The organism is Enterobacter sp. UPMP2052, from assembly GCF_053709675.1.
Genome location: NZ_JBSKJR010000001.1, coordinates 19,632 through 40,475 on the forward strand (window position 1 = coordinate 19,632; position 20,844 = coordinate 40,475).

Consider the following 20,844-nt stretch of genomic DNA (forward strand, 5'->3'; position numbering starts at 1 on the left):
TTGGCATGGCGAACATGTTTGCCCTGATTCTGGTCATCGCGACCCTGGTGACAGGTCTGTTGTGGTGTCTGGATAAGTTTATTTTCGCCCCAAAACGCCGTGAACGTCAGGCTGCCGCGCAGGCAGCCACTGGCGATCAGCTGGACGCGAAGACCCTGAAAAAAGTCGGCCCAAAACCGGGCTGGCTGGAAACAGGAGCCTCGGTCTTCCCGGTGCTGGCGATTGTGCTGGTGGTTCGTTCGTTCATTTACGAGCCGTTCCAGATCCCGTCAGGCTCAATGATGCCTACGCTGCTGATTGGTGATTTCATTCTGGTCGAGAAGTTTGCCTACGGAATTAAAGATCCTATCTACCAGAAAACACTTATTGAGACCGGCCACCCGAAACGTGGCGACATCGTGGTCTTTAAATATCCGGAAGATCCGCGCCTGGACTACATCAAGCGCGCTGTCGGCCTGCCGGGTGATAAAGTGACCTACGATCCGGTTGCGAAAGAAGTGACCGTACAGCCAGGCTGCAGCTCCGGTACCGCATGTGAAAATGCGCTGCCAATCACTTACTCCAATGTGGAGCCAAGCGATTTTGTGCAGACGTTTGCCCGTCGTAACGGCGGCGAAGCGACCAGCGGTTTCTTCCAGGTACCGAAGGGCGAAACCAAAGAAAATGGCATTCGTCTGGTCGAGCGTAAAGAGACGCTGGGCGACGTAACGCACCGCATTCTGACCGTGCCAATCGCGCAGGATCAGGTGGGGATGTATTACCGTCAGCCAGGCCAGCAGCTGGCAACCTGGATCGTTCCACCGGGGCACTACTTCATGATGGGTGATAACCGCGATAACTCTGCGGACAGCCGTTACTGGGGCTTTGTGCCGGAAGCGAATCTGGTCGGTAAAGCTACCGCCATCTGGATGAGTTTTGAGAAACAGGAAGGGGAATGGCCAACCGGCGTTCGCCTGAATCGTATTGGCGGAATCCATTAATTCTCATTAAATGAACACGTAGCCGCGTTATTTTGCGGCTACGTGAATTATTTCCGCGATAAATCTCTATGAACTAACGACATCCCCTGTCGTTGTGTATAGAATATTCCCCCGAAGTTTAAGGTTGGCCCTGCAAGGGTGCCACGGCACACGAAACCGCGTTGGTCTTCTCAGGTCGGTTTCGTGTGCTGCATTTTTGACGCATTCATTTATTGGTATCGCATGAACCCCATCGTAATTAATCGGCTTCAACGGAAGCTGGGCTACACTTTTATTCATCAGGAGTTGTTGCAACAGGCATTAACCCACCGCAGTGCCAGCAGCAAACATAATGAGCGTCTCGAGTTTTTAGGCGACTCTATTTTAAGTTTTGTGATTGCTAATGCGCTTTACCATCGTTTCCCACGTGTGGACGAAGGGGATATGAGCCGCATGCGCGCCACGCTGGTGCGGGGTAACACTCTGGCGGAAATCGCGCGCGAATTTGAGCTGGGTGAATGTCTGCGTCTGGGGCCGGGTGAACTGAAAAGCGGCGGCTTCCGTCGTGAGTCTATTCTCGCCGATACCGTCGAAGCATTGATTGGTGGCGTATTCCTGGACAGCGATATCCAGACCGTAGAAAAAATGATCCTTAACTGGTATCAAACCCGTCTGGATGAAATCAGTCCAGGCGATAAACAAAAAGATCCGAAAACGCGTCTGCAGGAATATCTGCAGGGTCGCCACCTTCCGCTGCCGTCCTATCTGGTTGTGCAGGTGCGTGGCGAAGCGCACGATCAAGAATTTACCATCCATTGCCAGGTCAGTGGCCTGAGTGAACCGGTGGTTGGCACAGGTTCTAGCCGTCGTAAGGCGGAACAGGCTGCCGCCGAACAGGCGTTAAAAATGCTGGAGCTGGAATGAGCGAAGAAAAAACCTATTGCGGATTTATTGCCATCGTCGGACGTCCGAACGTCGGCAAATCCACCCTGTTAAATAATCTGCTTGGACAGAAAATTTCAATCACCTCTCGCAAGGCGCAGACGACCCGTCACCGCATTGTGGGCATACATACTGAAGGCGCGTATCAGGCGATTTACGTCGATACCCCGGGCCTGCATATGGAAGAGAAACGCGCCATCAACCGCCTGATGAACAAGGCGGCAAGCAGCTCGATTGGCGATGTTGAGCTGGTGATTTTCGTGGTCGAAGGTACCCGCTGGACGCCGGACGACGAAATGGTGCTCAACAAGCTGCGTGATGGTAAAACGCCGGTGATCCTTGCCGTCAATAAAGTTGACAACGTGCAGGAAAAAGCCGACCTGCTGCCGCACCTGCAGTGGCTGGGCAGCCAGATGAACTTCCTTGATATCGTACCGCTGTCTGCAGAGACCGGTCTGAACGTGGATACCATCGCTGGCATCGTGCGCAAACATTTGCCGGAAGCGATCCATCACTTCCCGGAAGATTACATTACCGATCGCTCACAGCGCTTTATGGCCTCTGAAATCATCCGCGAAAAGCTGATGCGTTTCCTCGGCGCGGAACTGCCTTACTCGGTGACCGTGGAGATCGAACGTTTCCAGACCAACGAGCGTGGCGGCTACGACATCAACGGTCTGATCCTCGTTGAGCGTGAAGGGCAGAAGAAGATGGTTATTGGCAACAAAGGGGCCAAGATCAAAACCATCGGCATTGAAGCCCGTAAGGACATGATGGAGATGTTTGAAGCGCCGGTTCACCTGGAGCTGTGGGTGAAAGTGAAATCTGGCTGGGCCGATGATGAGCGCGCGCTGCGCAGCCTCGGTTACGGCGAAGACCAGTAACGCAAGACGACGAACAGTATGGAAGGTTGGCAGCGTGCCTTCGTTCTCCATAGTCGTCCCTGGAGCGAAACCAGCCTGATGCTGGACGTCTTCACGGAAGAGTCGGGTCGCGTGCGCCTTGTGGCTAAAGGCGCACGTTCCAAACGTTCTAACCTGAAAGGTGCATTACAGCCTTTCACGCCGCTGCTGGTCCGCTTTGGCGGGCGCGGTGAAGTCAAAACCCTGCGCAGTGCCGAAGCCGTCTCTCTGGCGCTTCCCCTTTCTGGTATCACGCTTTACAGCGGTCTGTATGTCAACGAGCTTATCTCGCGCGTTCTTGAACATGAGACTCGCTTCTCTGAACTTTTCTTTGATTACCTTCACTGTATCCAGGCCTTAGCTGGCGCAACCGGCACGCCGGAACCTGCGCTGCGCCGTTTTGAGCTGGCGCTGCTGGGGCATCTGGGTTACGGCGTCGATTTTCTGCATTGTGCGGGCAGTGGTGAGGAGGTGGAAGACACCATGACCTACCGCTATCGCGAGGAAAAAGGCTTTATTGCCAGCATCGTGGTCGATAACAGCACCTTTACCGGGCGGCACCTGCGGGCGCTGTATGAGCGGGAGTTCCCCGATGCGGATACCCTGCGTGCGGCAAAACGCTTTACCCGAATTGCACTCAAGCCGTATCTTGGTGGCAAGCCCTTAAAGAGCCGAGAATTATTCAGGCAGTTTTTGCCGAAACGTTAACGTTTTACCCCTTACCCCAGCCCTCTCCTGAAGGGTGAGGAGGAAAGGAAATGAACCAAAATACCGAGGATTGTCATGGCTGAATTACTGTTAGGCGTCAACATCGATCACATTGCCACGCTGCGTAATGCGCGCGGAACGGCGTATCCCGATCCGGTTCAGGCGGCGTTTATCGCCGAACAGGCTGGCGCCGACGGTATTACCGTTCATCTCCGTGAAGATCGCCGCCACATCACCGACCGTGACGTGCGCATTCTGCGTCAAACGCTGGATACCCGCATGAATCTGGAGATGGCCGTCACCGAGGAGATGCTGGCAATTGCCTGCGAAACGAAGCCGCATTTCTGCTGCCTGGTGCCGGAAAAGCGTCAGGAAGTGACCACCGAAGGCGGTCTCGACGTGGCGGGCCAGCCTGAGAAAATGCGCGATGCCTGCAAACGTCTGGCAGATGCCGGTATTCTGGTTTCCCTGTTTATCGATGCCGATGACGCGCAGATCAAAGCGGCGGCTGATGCAGGCGCGCCGTATATCGAAATTCATACCGGCTGTTATGCCGATGCCAAAAACGATGCCGAGCAGGCGAAAGAGCTGGAGCGCATCGCGAAAGCCGCCACCTATGCAGCAAGCCTCGGCCTGAAGGTCAATGCCGGTCACGGGCTGACTTACCACAACGTAAAAGCCATCGCCGCGCTTCCGGAAATGCACGAGCTGAATATCGGACACGCCATTATTGGCCGTGCGGTGATGAGCGGCCTGAAAGACGCCGTGGCGGAAATGAAGCGCCTGATGCTGGAAGCACGCCAGTAATGGCCATTCTGGGCTTAGGCACCGATATCGTAGAAATCGCCCGCATAGAAGCGGTGATCGCCCGGAGCGGCGATCGCCTGGCAAGACGCGTGCTGAGCGACAACGAATGGGCCATCTGGGAAGCGCACCAGCAGCCGGTGCGTTTTCTGGCGAAGCGCTTTGCGGTGAAAGAGGCGGCGGCGAAAGCCTTCGGAACCGGCATTCGTAACGGGCTGGCGTTTAATCAGTTCGAAGTTTTCAATGATGAACTGGGGAAACCGCGCCTGCGCTTATGGGGCGAGGCGCAAAAGCTGGCGGAAAAACTCGGCGTAGCGCATATGCACGTCACGCTGGCCGATGAATGCCATTACGCCTGCGCCACGGTCATCATCGAAAGTTAAAGTTTGTCCGCGTGGTGCATCATGACAAACTTGTCCCACAACTGCTCTTCGCTCTCAGCGTGTGCCGGATCTTTAAGAATGGTATTGGGGATAGGGCACACCTTCTGACAGGTCGGCGTCTCGTAGTGGCCGATGCATTCGGTGCAGCGGTCGCTGTTAATCTCATAAATGCTCTCACCCATCGAAATGGCCTCGTTCGGGCATTCGGGTTCGCACATATCGCAATTGATGCATTTTTTGGTGATTAACAGCGCCATCGGGAAATTCTCAGAAACAACACAAACAGGGCGGGCATTATACGCTCATTCTCTGTTCAAACCAGTTTTTTTACCAGCGCCTCGCTGTGGCGGATCCGCTCCGGCGCATGCTCAAGATCCTGCTGAACGAGAGCCATAAACAGCAGATCCGTCAGCATCATCTGGGCGCTGGTGGAGGAGATGGCTGCGCTGCGCGTGGCCTGTTCTTCGGCGATGGTATACAGACAGCGTGTCGCACGCTGTTGCAGCGCGTTAGGGGTGAAACCGGTGATAGCCAAAATTTTGCCACCCACGCGCAGCGTTTCATCCGTCGCCATATTGATCTCCCGGCGTTCGCCGGAATAGGAGATCGCCAGCAGCACGTCTTCAGGATCCATTGCCTGGACCGTCGCCAGCAGGGCATGCATATCCTGCTCAACAATGGCGTTAAGACCGATTTTTGTCAGCTTCCAGCCAAAGTTACGCGCCACAAGCCCGGACGCGCCAATCCCGGTCAAAATAATGCGCCGCGCGTTACGCAGCATCGCGACGCTATCCAGCAGCTTCTCTTCGGTGTTGACGTCGAGCGTCGCATGCATGGCCGCGACCTTCTCTTTGATCAGCTTTTCGCCCACCAGGCGCATCGGATCGTCGCCGCGGATCTGGTTATGCACCGGCATCGACTGCGGGTTCGGGTTACTGACCAGCGCTTCGCTGAGTGCCAGTTTCAGCGCCGGGAAGCCTTTAAAACCAATCTTCTGGGCAAATTTCACCACACTGGACTGGCTTACCCCCGCCTCGCTCGCCAGCTGCTGCGAGCTAAGATGGCGCGCCCGATCGGGCTGGGACAGTAGAAAGTCCGCGAGCTTCTTATCGCTCTGGGCAAAGCCCGCGTAACGCTGGCGAATGCGAATTAAACAGTTCATACGATCTCCTGGCGAAAATGTGATTGCCTGCGCAAATACGGATTTTGCTCGCCTGAATGAATTTTATATTCCATTATAGTGTGATTATTATGAATTAAAAATTCTTGAGGTACAAAAGATGAATCTTGGCTCACTTGTTTCTGAAACGCGCAACCCGCAAACCATGGATCTGGATGCGCTCTCCACGCTGGAACTGGTTAACCGTTTTAATCAGCAGGATACGCTGGTCGCGCTGGCGGTGAAAGAGACATTACCAGAGGTCGCGAAGGCGGTCGATGCGGCAGCGGCCGCGCTGAAAGCCGGTGGACGCATTATTTACATGGGCGCAGGTACCAGCGGACGTCTCGGCGTGCTGGACGCGTCTGAATGCCCGCCGACCTTTGGTGTACCGCATGGCCTGGTGGTGGGGCTGATCGCCGGTGGTCCTGGCGCGCTGCTTAAGGCGGTAGAAGGGGCGGAAGACAGCAAACAGCTGGGTGAGGATGACCTGAAGGCGCTGAACCTGACCGCGCAGGATCTGGTGGTGGGCCTGGCTGCCTCGGGGCGTACACCGTACGTCATTGGCGGCCTCGAGTACGCCAGGCAGACCGGGTGCACCACGGTGGCTATCTCCTGCAACCCCGGCTCCCCGATTGCGCAGGTGGCAGATATCGCTATCTCACCGGTCGTCGGGCCTGAAGCGCTTACCGGCTCCACGCGGCTGAAGTCCGGAACCGCACAAAAACTGGTACTGAATATGATCTCTACCGGCGCGATGGTGAAATTTGGCAAGGTTTACCAGAACCTGATGGTGGATATGAAGGCCACCAACGTGAAGCTGGTGGACAGAGCGTGTCGCATGGTGGTGGAAGCCACAGGGACAAGCCGCGAGGAGGCGGAAAAGGTACTCAAGCAGACGGACTACGATGTGAAACCGGCCATCCTGATGATATTAAGCGGGCTGGATGCAGCCGCCGCACGAGCCAGCCTTGAAAGGCATCAAGGCTTCCTGCGGGCGGCATTAGAAAACGTATAAGAGGCGTGTATGGAAAAAACAGCAGCGCTCGCCGGCGACATCCTGAAGGGAATCGGTGGGGAAAAAAATATACAGCGTCTGGAAAACTGCATGACGCGCGTGCGCGTCGAGGTGCATGACGATGAGCAGCTCGACATCGTGCGTCTTAAGCAGCTTCCTGGCGTCAGCGGCTACGTCAAGCAGGGGCAACAGCATCAACTGATCGTCGGGCCGGGCAAAGCGGCACAGGTGGTTGATGCCATGCGTGCGCAAATGGGCGGTGAGGCGACAGCGACAGTTAACGATGCCGAGCGTACCAAAGCGCAGGCGAAAGCCAAATACAAAGCCCCGATGAGCGATGCGCTGCGCCAGCTGGCAAACGTCTTTATTCCCCTGATCCCGGCGTTTATTGCCTCCGGCTTAATCACAGGGATCATTAATATCCTCAAGCGTCCGGACATCGTGGGTGATTTCGCCACCCACTATCCGAACCTGCTGGGCATTCTGGGGATCTTCGGCAGCGCCGTGTTTGCCATCATGAGCATTCTGGTCGGGGTCAACACTGCGAAGGTGTTTGGCGGCTCGATGGCCATGGGCGGCGTGATGGCGGGCATTTTGTCCAGCCCGCAGCTGGCGCAGATCACGCTGTTTGGTGAGGCGCTTCAGCCTGGCCGGGGCGGCGTCATTGCCGTGCTGCTGGTGGTCATCCTGATGTGCTGGATTGAGAAAAGACTGCGTGCCCTGCTGCCGGGCTCGCTTGAGCTTATCCTCAATCCGCTGCTGACGACGCTTATCGCAGGCGGAATCGCCATCGTTGCGCTGCAGCCGCTGGGGGGATGGATCTCCGAGGCGATTGCGCACGGTGCCTCTCTGGCTATCGATCGCGGCGGCTTGCTGGTCGGCGCGGTGTTGTCGGGGACGTTCCTGCCGATGGTACTGACCGGTCTGCATCAGGGGCTGGTACCGATCCACGTCGAACTGGTACAGGCGCACGGGTATAACGCGTTGCTGCCGATTCTCTCTATGGCCGGGGTGGGTCAGGTGGGCGCGGCCCTCGCGGTACTGATGAAAACCCGCAATGCGCGGCTGAAAAAAGTGATTAAAGGCGCGATGCCAGTCGGATTACTCGGCATTGGTGAGCCATTAATTTTCGGCGTGACGCTGCCATTGGGTAAGCCCTTTCTTGCCGCCTGTCTGGGCGGTGCGGTAGGTGGGGCGCTGATTAGCTACTGGAAAGTGGCGACCGTGATTACCTTTGGGCTGTCGGGTTTACCGCTGGCATTAACGATCGTCACCGGAAAAGTCATGCTCTATCTGTTAGGCTATTTGGTAACGGTAATTGCAGGTTTCCTGTTTACCTGGCTATTAGGATTCAACGACCCAGAGGAGTAAGGTTTGGCAAATCACGAGCGTCGCGTTGTCTTTTTCGACCTGGACGGAACGCTGCACCAGCAGGATATGTTCGGCACGTTTATGCGCTACCTGCTGCGGCGTCAGCCTGTGAATGCGTTGCTCGTCTTACCGCTCTTACCCGTCATTGGCATTGCGCTGCTGGTGAAAGGCCGTGCCGCGCGATGGCCAATGAGCCTGCTGCTGTGGGGCTGCACGTTCGGCCACAGCGATGCGCGGCTTAAACAGCTCGAACAGGATTTTGTGCACTGGTTTCGCGGTCATGTGACCGCGTTTCCCGTAGTTCAGGAAAGGCTCACTCAGTATCTCGATGCCAATGACGCCGACATCTGGTTGATTACCGGCTCGCCGCAGCCGCTGGTTGAGCAGGTTTACGTTGATACCCCGTGGCTACCGCGCGTCAATCTCATCGCCACGCAGATCTCAAGAGGCTATGGTGGCTGGGTGCTCACCCTGCGCTGCCTCGGGCACGAAAAAGTCGTCCAGCTTGAAAAGCGCATCGGTACGCCGCTGCGTCTTTACAGCGGCTACAGCGACAGCAAACAGGACAACCCGCTTCTCTACTTTTGCCAGCACCGCTGGCGCGTCACGCCGTCAGGTGAACTCCAGCAACTCGAATAGTCTTCTTGAGAGCGGGTGTGTATAATGCCGCCCGCTTTTAGACAGGAGTATTAACCGTTGTCCAACCCTGAACGCGATCATGAATACTGGATGCGCCACGCGCTTACGCTGGCCCAACGTGCCTGGGAAGAGGGCGAAGTCCCCGTGGGGGCCGTGCTGGTCCATAATAATCAGGTCATTGGGGAAGGGTGGAATCGGCCAATTGGCCGCCACGATCCGACCGCGCACGCCGAGATTATGGCGTTACGTCAGGGCGGACTGGTCATGCAAAACTATCGCCTGCTTGATACCACGCTGTACGTTACGCTCGAGCCCTGTGTCATGTGCTCAGGGGCGATGGTCCACAGCCGCATCGGTACGCTGGTTTTTGGTGCCCGGGATGAAAAAACCGGGGCGGCAGGCTCGCTGATGGATGTTCTCGGCCATCCGGGGATGAACCACCAGGTGAAGATTATCGGTGGGGTACTTGCACCAGAATGTTCGGGTCTATTGAGTGACTTCTTTCGAATGCGTCGGCAGCAGAAAAAGCAGCAAAAGGCAGAATTGACGCGGTCGGACGATTAAGCTCATCCGGCGCGACGATCGGGTAGCTTTGCGCAAGCTGCTGCGCTTCAGCAGCCTCTTTTTCTTTTTCCAGCAGATAACCCACCAGGCTTATCTGATATTTACGAATATTTTCCACATAGGCGTAGGCTTCATGCCCGCGCGCGTAGCCGTAGGTCAGCTTGTTGTACCACGGCTTCTGGCTTAAGAGCGGCAAGCGCTGCTTAACGTCAGACCAGCTGTCCGGATTACCCTTCGTTTTCGCCGTCAGCGCACGGGCATCCAGCATGTGCGCGTACCCCATGTTATAGGCCGCCAGCGCAAACCAGATACGCTCCTCTTCCGGAACCGATTCAGGCACTTTCCCCATCATATCCTGCAGGTAACGCGCGCCACCGCTGATGCTCTGCTCGGCATCGGTGCGGTCAGTCAGGCCAAGGCTCTGTGCCGTGTTTTTGGTCAGCATCATCAGGCCACGCACCCCGGTAGGAGAGGTCGCCTGCGTATCCCAGTGTGATTCCTGATACGAAATGGCCGCCAGTAATTTCCAGTCAATTTCCTGGGCATACTTCTCAAACAACGGCTGCAGGTCAGGCAGAACGCTATCGACGGCGCGTAAGAAACTGCGGGTGTCGACGTAATCGAAGTCATCACCGTGGCCGAGATATTTCTCTTCTAGGCGGGCCAGCGTACCGTCTTCATTGATGGTGTTGTAGAAATCCAGCATGGCCGCTGAGAGGGTCTGATCGTTATCAAGCTGGGTAAACCAGGTCACCGGCTGTTCGTCCGTGACGTCCAGCGCGACGGCGATTTCGGGGTGAACGCGCTGAAACAGGCTGATCGCCACCGAGTCGGCAATGGTGTACGGAATTTTTTTATCCTTCACCTGCTCCAGCAGCGCGTTGGTGCCGAGCTTAGGGTCAACCGTCCAGCTGAGATCCGGGTATTTCGTCTCTTTTAACGCGCGTAAATCGTCAATCACCACATGGCCAGGGGCGATGGTCAGTTGCTGCTCGCCAATCCCGGCAAGCGAGCGCGGGCGCAGGCTGCCGACGCGGTAGACCAGCTGTTGGGAAACGGAGTAGTAGGTCGGGCCTGGTTGATAGCTTTTGCTGCGCTCGCTGTTGTACACCAGTCCGGCGGCAAGTATGTCCGCCTCGTTATGATCGAGATCGTCAAACAGCTGGTTGATGTTCTGGCGCACGGTCACCTTCAGCTTCACGCCGAGGTAGTTGGCGAACTGCTGCGCCAGCTCATAGTCCAGGCCGATGGTTTTGCCGTTGATGTCGCTGTAGATAAGCGGCGAAGAAAGTGTACTGACGCGCAGTTCCCCCCGCTCCTGAATGGCGGCGATGCGGTTTTCGGCTTTACCGAACCAGGGGATTGAAGGCCAGAGGGCCACTGCCAGCAGCAACGTCACAATGCCGATGAGCAGATAATTAATCTTTAATTTTTTCAATTAGTTAATTCTCTGCGACGCCGGTTGCCTCAGTATGCTGTAGCCATAGTAAGAATAAGGATTGCCATTGGATGAGCGGCATTTTGCGTAAACCCGCGCCAGTTGGCAACCCATTAGAGAAAGAGGCCACATCTATTGTTAAACGTAAACGCCGATTTTATTTCGACGCAAACGGTTTCGTCGGCGCTCAGGATTCTCTATAATGACGCCCGTTTTCCCCCTTGCGCACACTGAAAGCGCCCCGGCGCTTCGAAGACGAGAGACTTATGATGGAAATTCTGCGTGGTTCGCCTGCACTGTCTGCCTTCCGTATCAACAAACTGCTGGCACGCTTTCAGGCAGCCAACCTTCCGGTAAGCAATATTTACGCTGAGTATGTCCATTTTGCTGATCTGAACGCCCCCCTGAACACAGAAGAGCGCGAGCAGCTGGAACGCCTGCTCAAGTATGGTCCAAGCCTGAGTAGCCACACGCCAACCGGCACACTGATCCTTGCTACCCCGCGTCCGGGCACCATCTCCCCCTGGTCTTCTAAAGCCACCGACATCGCTCACAACTGCGGTCTGAACCAGATTAACCGTCTGGAACGCGGTGTGGCGTACTATGTTGAAGCCTCTACCCTGACTGCGGAACAGTGGCAGACCGTAGCCGCTGAACTGCACGATCGCATGATGGAGAGCGTATTTACCTCTCTGGACGACGCGCAGAAGTTGTTCTCCCACCACCAGCCTGCGCCAGTGCAGAGCGTGGATCTGCTGGGGCAGGGCCGTCAGGCGCTGATTGACGCCAACCTGCGTCTCGGCCTGGCGCTGGCGGAAGACGAAATCGACTACCTGCACGATGCCTTTGTGAAGCTGAACCGCAATCCGAACGACATCGAGCTGTATATGTTCGCGCAGGCCAACTCTGAGCACTGCCGCCACAAGATTTTCAACGCCGACTGGATTATTGACGGCGAACAGCAGCCGAAGTCGCTGTTCAAAATGATTAAAAACACCATGGAGCACACCCCTGACCACGTACTGTCTGCCTATAAAGACAATGCCGCGGTGATGGAAGGCTCTGAGGTGGGCCGCTTCTTCGCCGATCGCGAAGCAGGGCGCTACGATTTCCATCAGGAACCTGCACATATCCTGATGAAGGTAGAAACGCACAACCACCCGACGGCGATCTCTCCGTGGCCGGGCGCGGCAACGGGGTCCGGCGGTGAAATCCGTGACGAAGGTGCAACGGGCCGCGGTGCAAAACCGAAGGCGGGTCTGGTGGGCTTCTCGGTCTCTAACCTGCGTATTCCGGGCTTTGAACAGCCGTGGGAAGAAGACTTCGGCAAGCCGGAGCGCATCGTAACCGCGCTGGATATCATGACCGAAGGCCCGCTGGGCGGCGCGGCGTTTAACAACGAGTTTGGTCGTCCCGCGCTGAACGGCTATTTCCGTACCTATGAAGAGAAGGTGGACAGCCACAACGGCGAAGAGCTGCGCGGCTACCACAAGCCGATCATGCTGGCAGGCGGGATCGGCAACATTCGCGCCGATCACGTTCAGAAAGGTGAGATCGTGGTGGGCGCGAAGCTGATCGTCCTCGGCGGCCCGTCAATGAACATCGGTCTGGGCGGCGGGGCTGCTTCCTCAATGGCCTCCGGCCAGTCTGACGCCGATCTCGATTTCGCCTCCGTGCAGCGTGATAACCCTGAAATGGAGCGCCGCTGTCAGGAAGTGATCGACCGCTGCTGGCAGCTGGGCGACGCTAACCCGATCCTCTTTATTCACGACGTGGGCGCAGGCGGTCTGTCTAACGCCATGCCGGAGCTGGTGAGCGACGGTGGACGCGGCGGGCGCTTTAACCTGCGCGACATTCTGAACGATGAGCCAGGCATGAGCCCGCTGGAAATCTGGTGTAACGAATCCCAGGAGCGCTACGTGCTGGCCGTTGCCGCCGACCAGCTGCCGCTGTTTGACGAGCTGTGCCGCCGCGAGCGCGCCCCGTATGCCGTCATCGGTGAAGCGACGGAAGAACAGCACCTGAGCCTGAACGACACCCACTTCGATAATCAGCCTATCGATCTGCCGCTGGACGTGCTGCTCGGCAAAACGCCAAAAATGACCCGCGATGTCCAGACCCGTAAAGCCGCGGGTAAGGCGCTGAATCGTCAGGCAATCACCGTGGCTGACGCGGTCAACCGCGTGCTGCACCTGCCTGCCGTCGCGGAGAAGACGTTCCTGGTGACCATTGGCGACCGTACCGTCACCGGCATGGTGGCGCGTGACCAGATGGTTGGCCCGTGGCAGATCCCGGTGGCGAACTGTGCCGTAACCACCGCGAGCCTCGACAGCTACTACGGCGAAGCGATGGCGCTGGGTGAACGTACGCCGGTGGCGCTGCTGGACTTCGCCGCCTCTGCCCGTCTGGCGGTCGGTGAAGCGCTGACCAACATCGCCGCGACGCAGATCGGTGATATCAAACGGATCAAACTCTCCGCGAACTGGATGGCCGCAGCCGGACACCCGGGAGAAGATGCTGGCCTGTACGAAGCCGTGAAAGCGGTGGGTGAGGAGCTGTGTCCTGCGCTTGGCCTGACCATTCCGGTGGGTAAAGACTCTATGTCGATGAAAACCCGCTGGCAGGAAGGCAACGAGCAGCGCGAGATGACCTCCCCGCTGTCGCTGGTGATTACCGCCTTTGCCCGCGTGGAGGACGTGCGTCATACCGTGACGCCACAGCTCTCTACCGAAGACAACGCCCTGCTGCTGATTGACCTCGGCAAAGGGCAGAATGCGCTCGGTGCGACCGCGCTGGCGCAGGTGTATCGTCAGCTCGGCGACAAGCCGGCAGACGTGCGCGACGTCGCTCAGTTAAAAGGCTTCTACGACGCGATTCAGGCGCTGGTGGCGCAGCGTAAGCTGCTGGCCTACCACGACCGCTCTGATGGCGGCCTGCTGGTCACCCTGGCCGAGATGGCCTTCACCGGCCACTGCGGCGTTGAGGCGAACATCGCCTCGCTGGGGGATGACCGTCTGGCGGCGCTGTTCAATGAAGAGCTGGGCGCGGTGATTCAGGTGCGTGCGGCAGATCGCGACGCGGTCGACGCTGTTCTGGCGCAGCACGGTCTGGCTGACTGCGTGCATTATCTGGGTAAAGCCGTTCAGGGTGACCGCTTCGTGATTGAAGCAGACGGCCACGTGGTGTTCAGCGAAAGCCGTACCACTCTGCGTATGTGGTGGGCTGAAACCACCTGGCAGATGCAGCGCCTGCGCGACAACCCGGAGTGTGCCGATCAGGAACACGAGGCCAAGGCCAACGACAACGATCCTGGCCTCAACGTGAAACTCTCCTTCGACATCAACGACGACATTGCGGCACCGTACATTGCCACCGGCGCGCGTCCAAAAGTGGCGGTACTGCGCGAGCAGGGCGTTAACTCCCACGTTGAGATGGCGGCCGCCTTCCACCGTGCGGGCTTTGATGCCATTGACGTTCACATGAGCGACCTGCTGGCAGGGCGTACCGGTCTGGATGATTTCCAGGCGCTGGTGGCGTGTGGCGGTTTCTCCTACGGCGATGTGCTGGGCGCGGGTGAGGGCTGGGCGAAATCGATCCTGTTCAACAGCCGCGTGCGAGATGAGTTCGAGACCTTTTTCCACCGTCCGCAGACGCTGGCGCTGGGCGTGTGTAACGGCTGCCAGATGATGTCTAACCTGCGCGAGCTTATCCCGGGCAGCGAAGCCTGGCCGCGCTTCGTGCGTAACCGCTCTGACCGCTTCGAAGCGCGTTTCAGCCTGGTGGAAGTAACGCAAAGCCCGTCACTTCTGCTGCAGGGAATGGTCGGGTCACAGATGCCCATTGCGGTTTCTCACGGCGAAGGTCAGGTCGAAGTGCGTGATGCCGCGCACCTGGCGCAGCTTGAAAGCAAAGGCCTGGTGGCGCTGCGCTTTGTCGATAACCTCGGTAAGGTAACCGAAACATACCCGGCTAACCCGAACGGTTCGGCAAACGGGATCACCGCTGTGACCAGCGAAAGCGGCCGGGCGACGATTATGATGCCGCATCCTGAGCGCGTGTTCCGTACAGTGAGCAACTCCTGGCACCCGGAAAACTGGGGCGAGGACAGCCCGTGGATGCGTATCTTCCGCAACGCACGCAAGCAGTTGGGGTAAGTTTCCCGCGCAGAATAAAGCCTCCGTCAGGAGGCTTTTTTTTGGTGTCGGGATATCGAGACAAACCCCTATACTGGTTGTCGCCAGATGGCGACACTTAACATGTTGATTTTTATAGTGGTAACCAGGTTGCGGTTAAGGTGTTGCTAATTAACGACACTTAGCTGCAAAATCGTTCACGTCATAATGAATTCAGTTAACGCATAAAAACGTTAAATATCATCAAGATAAATTATTTATTTGCAAGTTGGCACAGCTGTTGCATAATAATAGTCAGTGGCTCATTCACCCTCTTATGTCAGCCCCTTCGGGACGTGCTACATAAACTTCGAATGACGCACAAAAAGGTGCCTGCCGTCCAACTACTGATCATAGCGATGCTTTATCAGGACAGGGCGAAACGTCGAGTTAGGCACCGCCTCATTTCATGACAAAGCCGGGTTTTTACCCGGCTTTGTTGTATCTGACGGTCAGTCTCAGTTACGCTCTCATCAAACCCACATTAAGAGAGTAATGTGTTGAAACGCTGGCCCGCTTTCCCCCGTTCCCTGCGACAGCTCGTTATGATGGCGTTCTTGCTGATCCTGCTGCCACTGCTGGTGCTGGCATGGCAGGCGTGGCAAAGCCTGAATGCCCTGAGCGCGCAGGCGGCATTAACCAACCGCACCACGCTCATTGACGCCAGACGCAGTGAGGCAATGACCAACGCCGCGCTGGAGATGGAGCGCAGCTATCGCCAGTATTGCGTTCTCGACGACAGCACGCTGGAGAAGGTCTATCAGAATCAGCGTAAGCGCTACAGCGAAATGCTGGACGCCCATGCGGGCGTACTGCCAGATGATAAACTCTACCAGGCATTGCGCCAGGATCTGAACAGCCTTGCCCAGCTCCAGTGTAAAAACAGTGGCCCGGATGAAGCCGCCGCGGCGCGTCTTGAAGCCTTTGCCAACGCCAATACCGAAATGGTGCAGACCACGCGAACGGTGATTTTCTCGCGTGGACAGCAGTTGCAGCAGGAGATTGCCGAGCGCGGGCAGTTCTTTGGCTGGCAGGCGTTAATACTCTTTCTCGTTAGCCTCGCGCTGGTGGTGTTGTTCACGCGCATGATCATCGGCCCGGTGAAGGGCATCCAGCGGATGATTAACCGGCTGGGGGAGGGGAAGTCCCTGGGTGACACGGTGGCCTTTAAAGGGCCGCGCGAGCTGCGCTCCGTGGGGCAGCGTATCATCTGGCTTTCGGAGCGCCTGGCGTGGCTCGAATCTCAGCGCCATCAGTTTTTGCGCCACATCTCCCATGAGCTTAAAACCCCGCTTGCCAGCATGCGCGAAGGCACAGAACTGCTGGCGGATGAGGTGGCAGGGCCGTTGACCTCTGAGCAGAAAGAGATTGTCGAGATACTGGACGCCAGCAGCCGCAATTTGCAAAAGCTTATTGAGCAACTGCTGGACTATAACCGCAAGCTGGCGGATGGTGTGGTGGTGCTGGAGAGGGTTGAGATTGAACCGCTGGTGGATATGGTGATCTCTGCCCATAGCCTGCCCGCAAGGGCTAAAATGATGCATACCGCTGTGGCGCTCGACGAGCCGGCTTGTCTGGCCGAACCGATGCTGCTGATGAGCGTACTGGATAATCTTTATTCCAATGCGGTGCACTATGGTACTGAATCCGGTAACATTTATATCAGAAGCTATACGAACGGTTCTCGGGTGTTTATTGACGTAGCGAATACGGGCACCCCGATCCCGGATGACGAAAAAACAATGATATTTGAACCCTTCTTTCAGGGCAGTCATCAGCGGAAAGGTGCGGTAAAAGGAAGCGGTCTGGGGCTGAGTATTGCCCGCGACTGCATAAGACGTATGCAGGGTGAACTGAAGATCGTTAGCGATGCGCGATCGGACGTTTGCTTCCGTATTGAACTGCCTCTTGAGCCGGAAAAATCAATGAAATGAATCTAAGTCTGGTGAGTATGTCACACGTCTTTTTCCGCGCAATGCGCGCGGCGTTTTCCAGCAAACCATTGCGCCTGACCCTGCCATGTCTTTTACTGGCAGGCTGTGTCACCCATGCACCTAAGAGTGCCATCAGTGAAAAACAAGACGATAAATGGCCCGTCAACCAGCTGGCGAATTTCCTGACCACCCCGTGTGAGGGCATCTGGCAGTTATCGGGGCACGACGTCGAAACCAACCCGTTGTTCTGGCTGCGGGGGATCGACTGCGCGCAGCGTCTGGCGCCTGTAGACGCGCGTGCGCAGGCGGCCCTGTGGGGCGCAGAGACCTGGCAGGACAACTTTAAGCGCGCGATCCTGATGGCAGATGCCAAAATCACGCCGGTTGAGCGCCGCGCGAATACCACGCGCCTCGATGCTCAGGCAATGAGTATTCCCTCTCAGGTGCGGCCGGTGTACCAGCTGTGGCGTGACGGACAGGCCCTGCAGTTGCAGCTCTCTGAGGAGCGCTCGCGCTACAGCAGGTTGCAACAAGCGACGGATGCCGAGTTAGATACCCTTCGCCAGCAGCAGGACGCGTTACGCGCGCAGCTCGATACCACGACCCGCAAGCTGGAAAATCTGACCGACATTGAAAGGCAACTCTCAACGCGTAAGCCGACGGGCAGCTACCTGCCTGATGGCTCTAAAGGTAATCAACCTTCCGCGGTGCCTGAGGATCAGGAGAGCGACACGCCCAAACAAGAGGATGTGAGTCATGACAAGCCGTAAACCTGCCCATCTCCTGCTGGTGGATGACGATCCCGGGCTGTTAAAACTGCTGGGGATGCGTCTGGTCAGTGAAGGCTACACCGTGGTGACTGCCGAAAGCGGCCAGGAAGGGCTAAAAGTCCTCTCCCGCGAGAAGATCGATCTGGTCATCAGCGATTTACGGATGGACGAGATGGACGGCATGCAGCTGTTCGCCGAGATCCAGAAGCAGCAGCCGGGAATGCCGGTGATTATCCTTACCGCGCACGGCTCTATTCCGGACGCCGTGGCCGCAACGCAGCAGGGGGTGTTCAGCTTCCTGACCAAACCGGTAGATAAAGACGCGCTGTATAAGGCCATCGACAGCGCGCTTGAACATGCCGCGCCTTCCGGTGATGAGACCTGGCGTGAATCCATCGTGACGCGTAGCCCTGTTATGCTGCGCTTGCTCGAACAGGCGCGGATGGTGGCGCAATCTGACGTCAGCGTTCTGATTAACGGCCAGAGCGGAACCGGGAAGGAGATCCTGGCGCAGGCGATCCACAACGCCAGCCCGCGTAGCAAAAATGCCTTTATCGCCATTAACTGCGGCGCGCTGCCGGAGCAACTGCTGGAATCCGAACTCTTTGGTCACGCGCGCGGTGCCTTTACCGGCGCGGTCAGCAGCCGGGAAGGGCTCTTCCAGGCAGCGGAAGGCGGCACGCTGTTTCTTGATGAGATTGGCGATATGCCCGCGCCGCTGCAGGTTAAACTGCTGCGCGTGCTGCAGGAACGCAAAGTTCGCCCGCTCGGCAGCAACCGGGATATCGACATCAACGTGCGCATTATCTCTGCAACCCACCGTGATTTGCCGAAGGTGATGGCGCGCAACGAGTTTCGCGAAGATCTCTATTACCGCCTGAACGTCGTGAACCTGAAAATTCCGGCGCTGGCCGAGCGAGCGGAAGATATCCCGCTGCTGGCGAACCATCTGCTGCGCCAGTCCGCCGATCGTCATAAACCTTTTGTGCGGGCCTTTTCCACCGATGCGATGAAACGTCTAATGACCGCAAGCTGGCCGGGCAACGTCCGTCAGCTGGTAAACGTCATTGAGCAGTGCGTGGCGTTGACGTCGTCGCCGGTCATTAGCGATGCGCTGGTAGGGCAGGCGCTGGAAGGGGAAAACACGGCGCTGCCCACCTTCGCGGAAGCGCGCAATCAGTTCGAACTCAATTATCTGCGCAAGCTTTTGCAAATCACTAAGGGCAACGTGACCCACGCGGCGCGCATGGCCGGACGCAACCGTACCGAGTTCTACAAGCTGCTGTCACGCCACGAGCTGGAAGCGAACGATTTTAAAGAGTAGTACCGCAAAATCCGAACGAATATGATACTGTGAGCAATCGATTACGAGGCAGCTTACAGGCAAGAGTTTAAGGACCCACCATGAAAAAAATTGATGCGATTATTAAACCTTTCAAACTGGATGATGTACGTGAAGCGCTGGCAGAAGTGGGCATCACCGGGATGACAGTGACGGAAGTGAAAGGTTTTGGTCGTCAAAAAGGTCACACTGAGCTGTACCGTGGCGCAGAGTACATGGTGGACTTTCTGCCGAAAGTAAAAATTGAAATCGTGGTCAGCGACGACATCGTGGACACCTGCGTGGATACCATTATCCGCACGGCTCAGACGGGTAAAATCGGCGACGGCAAAATCTTCGTCTTTGACGTGGCGCGCGTGATCCGTATTCGTACCGGTGAAGAAGACGACGCGGCGATTTAACGTTGTTAATGGTTATGTAGGCCGGGTAAGGCGCAGCCGCCATCCGGCGAAAAAAAAGCCCCTCGTTTGAGGGGCTTTTTGCGTTACAGCACCTTATGCGGCCCGAAACATTCGTAATGAATGTTGTCTTTATTGACGCCCAGGTCAACCAACTGCTTCGCGGCATACTGCATAAACGCTACCGGTCCACACACGTAGAACTGCATTTCCGGCGCGCTAAACGCCCCTTCATGCTGGCTCAAATTCATCAGACCTTCGCTGTCGAAACGTGCTGCCGCGCGGTCCGCATCCGTTGGCAGACGATACCAGGTGTGCGCCGTAAAGTGCGGCAGACCTGCTGCCAGCGCTGTCACTTCATCCGCAAAAGCATGCACATCACCGTTTTCTGCAGCGTGGAACCAGTTCACCTGCGCGCTGTGGTGAGATTTTGCAAGAGTATCCAGCATCGCCAGCATTGGCGTTTGACCCACACCCGCAGAGATCAGCGTAACCGGTACATTTGACTCAACGGCCATAAAGAAATCGCCCGCCGGTGCGGCCAGATGCACCACGTCGCCCACTTTCGCTTCGTTATGCAGCCAGCTTGATACCTGGCCACCCTCTTCGCGTTTCACCGCAATACGGTAGCCTTTGCCGTTCGGCTTACGGGTAAGGGAGTACTGGCGGATCTCCTGATGCGGGAAACCGTCTGGCTTCAGCCACACGCCGAGATACTGGCCCGGCTGGTAATCTGCCACCGGCTGCCCGTCGACCGGCTCGAATTCAAAGCTGGTAATCAGCGCGCTGCGCGGCGTTTTTTCGACGATGCGGAACGCACGAGTGCCTTCCCAGCCGCCGTTTTTACTGGCGTTTTCGCTGTAGATCTCTGCTTCACGGTTGATAAACACGCCTGCCAGCACGCCGTAGGCTTTGCCCCAGGCGTCAAGCACCTCCTGGCCTGGGCTGAACATCTCGTCCAGCGTTGCCAGCAGATGAGCGCCAACAATGTTGTACTGCTCCGGTTTGATCTGAAAGCTGGTATGTTTCTGCGCGATTTTCTCTACCGCAGGCAGCAGGGCCGGCAGGTTTTCAATATTGCTGGCATAGGCAGCGATGGCGTTAAACAACGCTTCACGCTGGTCGCCGTTGCGCTGGTTGCTCATGTTAAAAATCTCTTTGAGCTCCGGATTATGCGCGAACATGCGATCGTAAAAGTGGGCGGTAAGTTTAGGGCCGGTTTCGACAAGCAGGGGAATAGTAGCCTTAACGGTAGCGATGGTTTGAGCGTCTAACATAGCAACTTCCTTCATATGTTACTTTAATGATGTATTTTATATGCATCTTATAAAAATAACCCTG

19 protein-coding genes are annotated in these 20,844 nt (G+C 56.8%); 15 read left to right on the forward strand and 4 right to left on the reverse strand.

Translation table 11 applies throughout. From position 1 onward, the window contains the following. Positions 1–5 precede the first annotated feature (5 nt). The 6 genes from lepB (at position 6) to acpS (ending at position 4,698) form a co-directional block, all read left to right on the forward strand. A complete protein-coding gene (lepB, locus tag ACWKX3_RS00100) occupies positions 6–980 on the forward strand; it encodes a signal peptidase I (protein WP_006176723.1) in 975 nt (324 codons plus the stop codon). A gap of 222 nt (positions 981–1,202) precedes the next feature. Continuing rightward, on the forward strand, positions 1,203–1,883 hold the full coding sequence (gene rnc / locus ACWKX3_RS00105; protein ID WP_042320629.1) for a ribonuclease III: 681 nt from the start codon (positions 1,203–1,205) through the stop codon (positions 1,881–1,883). Beyond that, positions 1,880–2,785 carry a GTPase Era gene (gene era, locus ACWKX3_RS00110; protein WP_006176722.1) on the forward strand — a complete coding sequence of 302 codons (906 nt, stop codon included), beginning with the start codon at positions 1,880–1,882 and terminating at the stop codon, positions 2,783–2,785. Before rnc ends, era begins: the two co-directional genes overlap by 4 nt. A gap of 18 nt (positions 2,786–2,803) precedes the next feature. Beyond that, positions 2,804–3,511 (forward strand): DNA repair protein RecO, encoded by a 708-nt coding sequence (gene recO / locus ACWKX3_RS00115; protein WP_042320627.1) that lies wholly within the window; start codon positions 2,804–2,806, stop codon positions 3,509–3,511. A gap of 75 nt (positions 3,512–3,586) precedes the next feature. Next, positions 3,587–4,318, forward strand: a complete 732-nt coding sequence (gene pdxJ, locus ACWKX3_RS00120) for a pyridoxine 5'-phosphate synthase (RefSeq protein ID WP_006176719.1) — start codon at positions 3,587–3,589, stop codon at positions 4,316–4,318. After that, a complete protein-coding gene (gene acpS / locus ACWKX3_RS00125; protein WP_454541092.1) occupies positions 4,318–4,698 on the forward strand; it encodes a holo-ACP synthase in 381 nt (126 codons plus the stop codon). Before pdxJ ends, acpS begins: the two co-directional genes overlap by 1 nt. On the opposite strand, the gene ACWKX3_RS00130 is transcribed toward acpS, so the two are convergent. Together ACWKX3_RS00130 and ACWKX3_RS00135 are read right to left on the reverse strand one after the other, a co-directional pair. Continuing rightward, a complete protein-coding gene (locus tag ACWKX3_RS00130; protein WP_088207935.1) occupies positions 4,695–4,955 on the reverse strand; it encodes a YfhL family 4Fe-4S dicluster ferredoxin in 261 nt (86 codons plus the stop codon). The two genes, acpS and ACWKX3_RS00130, sit on opposite strands and share 4 nt — an antisense overlap. Before the next feature lie 56 nt (positions 4,956–5,011). Then, complete coding sequence (locus ACWKX3_RS00135; RefSeq protein WP_006176716.1) at positions 5,012–5,860, reverse strand: MurR/RpiR family transcriptional regulator; 849 nt, start codon at positions 5,858–5,860, stop codon at positions 5,012–5,014. 118 nt (positions 5,861–5,978) lie between these two features. On the opposite strand from ACWKX3_RS00135, the gene murQ reads away from it, so the two are divergent. From murQ to tadA, 4 genes are read left to right on the forward strand one after another with little or no spacing between them, the layout of a single operon-like run. Beyond that, positions 5,979–6,875 carry an N-acetylmuramic acid 6-phosphate etherase gene (gene murQ / locus ACWKX3_RS00140; protein ID WP_102890369.1) on the forward strand — a complete coding sequence of 299 codons (897 nt, stop codon included), beginning with the start codon at positions 5,979–5,981 and terminating at the stop codon, positions 6,873–6,875. 9 nt (positions 6,876–6,884) lie between these two features. After that, positions 6,885–8,246, forward strand: a complete 1,362-nt coding sequence (locus tag ACWKX3_RS00145; protein WP_137272227.1) for a PTS transporter subunit EIIC — start codon at positions 6,885–6,887, stop codon at positions 8,244–8,246. Positions 8,247–8,249: 3 nt separating this feature from the next. Further along, complete coding sequence (gene yfhb / locus ACWKX3_RS00150; protein WP_006176712.1) at positions 8,250–8,885, forward strand: phosphatidylglycerophosphatase C; 636 nt, start codon at positions 8,250–8,252, stop codon at positions 8,883–8,885. A gap of 57 nt (positions 8,886–8,942) precedes the next feature. Continuing rightward, positions 8,943–9,449 carry a tRNA adenosine(34) deaminase TadA gene (gene tadA / locus ACWKX3_RS00155; RefSeq protein WP_006176711.1) on the forward strand — a complete coding sequence of 169 codons (507 nt, stop codon included), beginning with the start codon at positions 8,943–8,945 and terminating at the stop codon, positions 9,447–9,449. On the opposite strand, the gene mltF is transcribed toward tadA, so the two are convergent. After that, positions 9,337–10,887 (reverse strand): membrane-bound lytic murein transglycosylase MltF, encoded by a 1,551-nt coding sequence (gene mltF, locus ACWKX3_RS00160; RefSeq protein WP_058610321.1) that lies wholly within the window; start codon positions 10,885–10,887, stop codon positions 9,337–9,339. The genes tadA and mltF overlap by 113 nt on opposite strands. Positions 10,888–11,153: 266 nt before the next feature. Here mltF and purL point away from each other — a divergent pair, with 266 nt between their 5' ends. From purL to glnB, 5 genes are all read left to right on the forward strand, one after another. Continuing rightward, positions 11,154–15,041: a phosphoribosylformylglycinamidine synthase gene (gene purL, locus ACWKX3_RS00165; RefSeq protein ID WP_454541093.1), complete on the forward strand. Its 3,888-nt coding sequence runs from the start codon at positions 11,154–11,156 to the stop codon at positions 15,039–15,041. Positions 15,042–15,559: 518 nt separating this feature from the next. Continuing rightward, positions 15,560–16,993 (forward strand): two component system sensor histidine kinase QseE/GlrK, encoded by a 1,434-nt coding sequence (gene qseE / locus ACWKX3_RS00170; protein WP_454541672.1) that lies wholly within the window; start codon positions 15,560–15,562, stop codon positions 16,991–16,993. Continuing rightward, positions 16,990–17,763 carry a two-component system QseEF-associated lipoprotein QseG gene (qseG, locus tag ACWKX3_RS00175; protein WP_236346854.1) on the forward strand — a complete coding sequence of 258 codons (774 nt, stop codon included), beginning with the start codon at positions 16,990–16,992 and terminating at the stop codon, positions 17,761–17,763. Before qseE ends, qseG begins: the two co-directional genes overlap by 4 nt. Beyond that, entirely contained in the window at positions 17,750–19,087 is a 1,338-nt protein-coding gene (gene glrR / locus ACWKX3_RS00180) for a two-component system response regulator GlrR (protein ID WP_006176705.1), read from the forward strand. Before qseG ends, glrR begins: the two co-directional genes overlap by 14 nt. An 80-nt stretch (positions 19,088–19,167) precedes the next feature. Then, complete coding sequence (glnB, locus tag ACWKX3_RS00185; protein ID WP_003860685.1) at positions 19,168–19,506, forward strand: nitrogen regulatory protein P-II; 339 nt, start codon at positions 19,168–19,170, stop codon at positions 19,504–19,506. An 83-nt stretch (positions 19,507–19,589) separates the two neighbouring features. On the opposite strand, the gene hmpA is transcribed toward glnB, so the two are convergent. After that, positions 19,590–20,780, reverse strand: a complete 1,191-nt coding sequence (gene hmpA / locus ACWKX3_RS00190; RefSeq protein WP_042320435.1) for an NO-inducible flavohemoprotein — start codon at positions 20,778–20,780, stop codon at positions 19,590–19,592. Between the last annotated feature and the right edge of the window lie 64 nt (positions 20,781–20,844).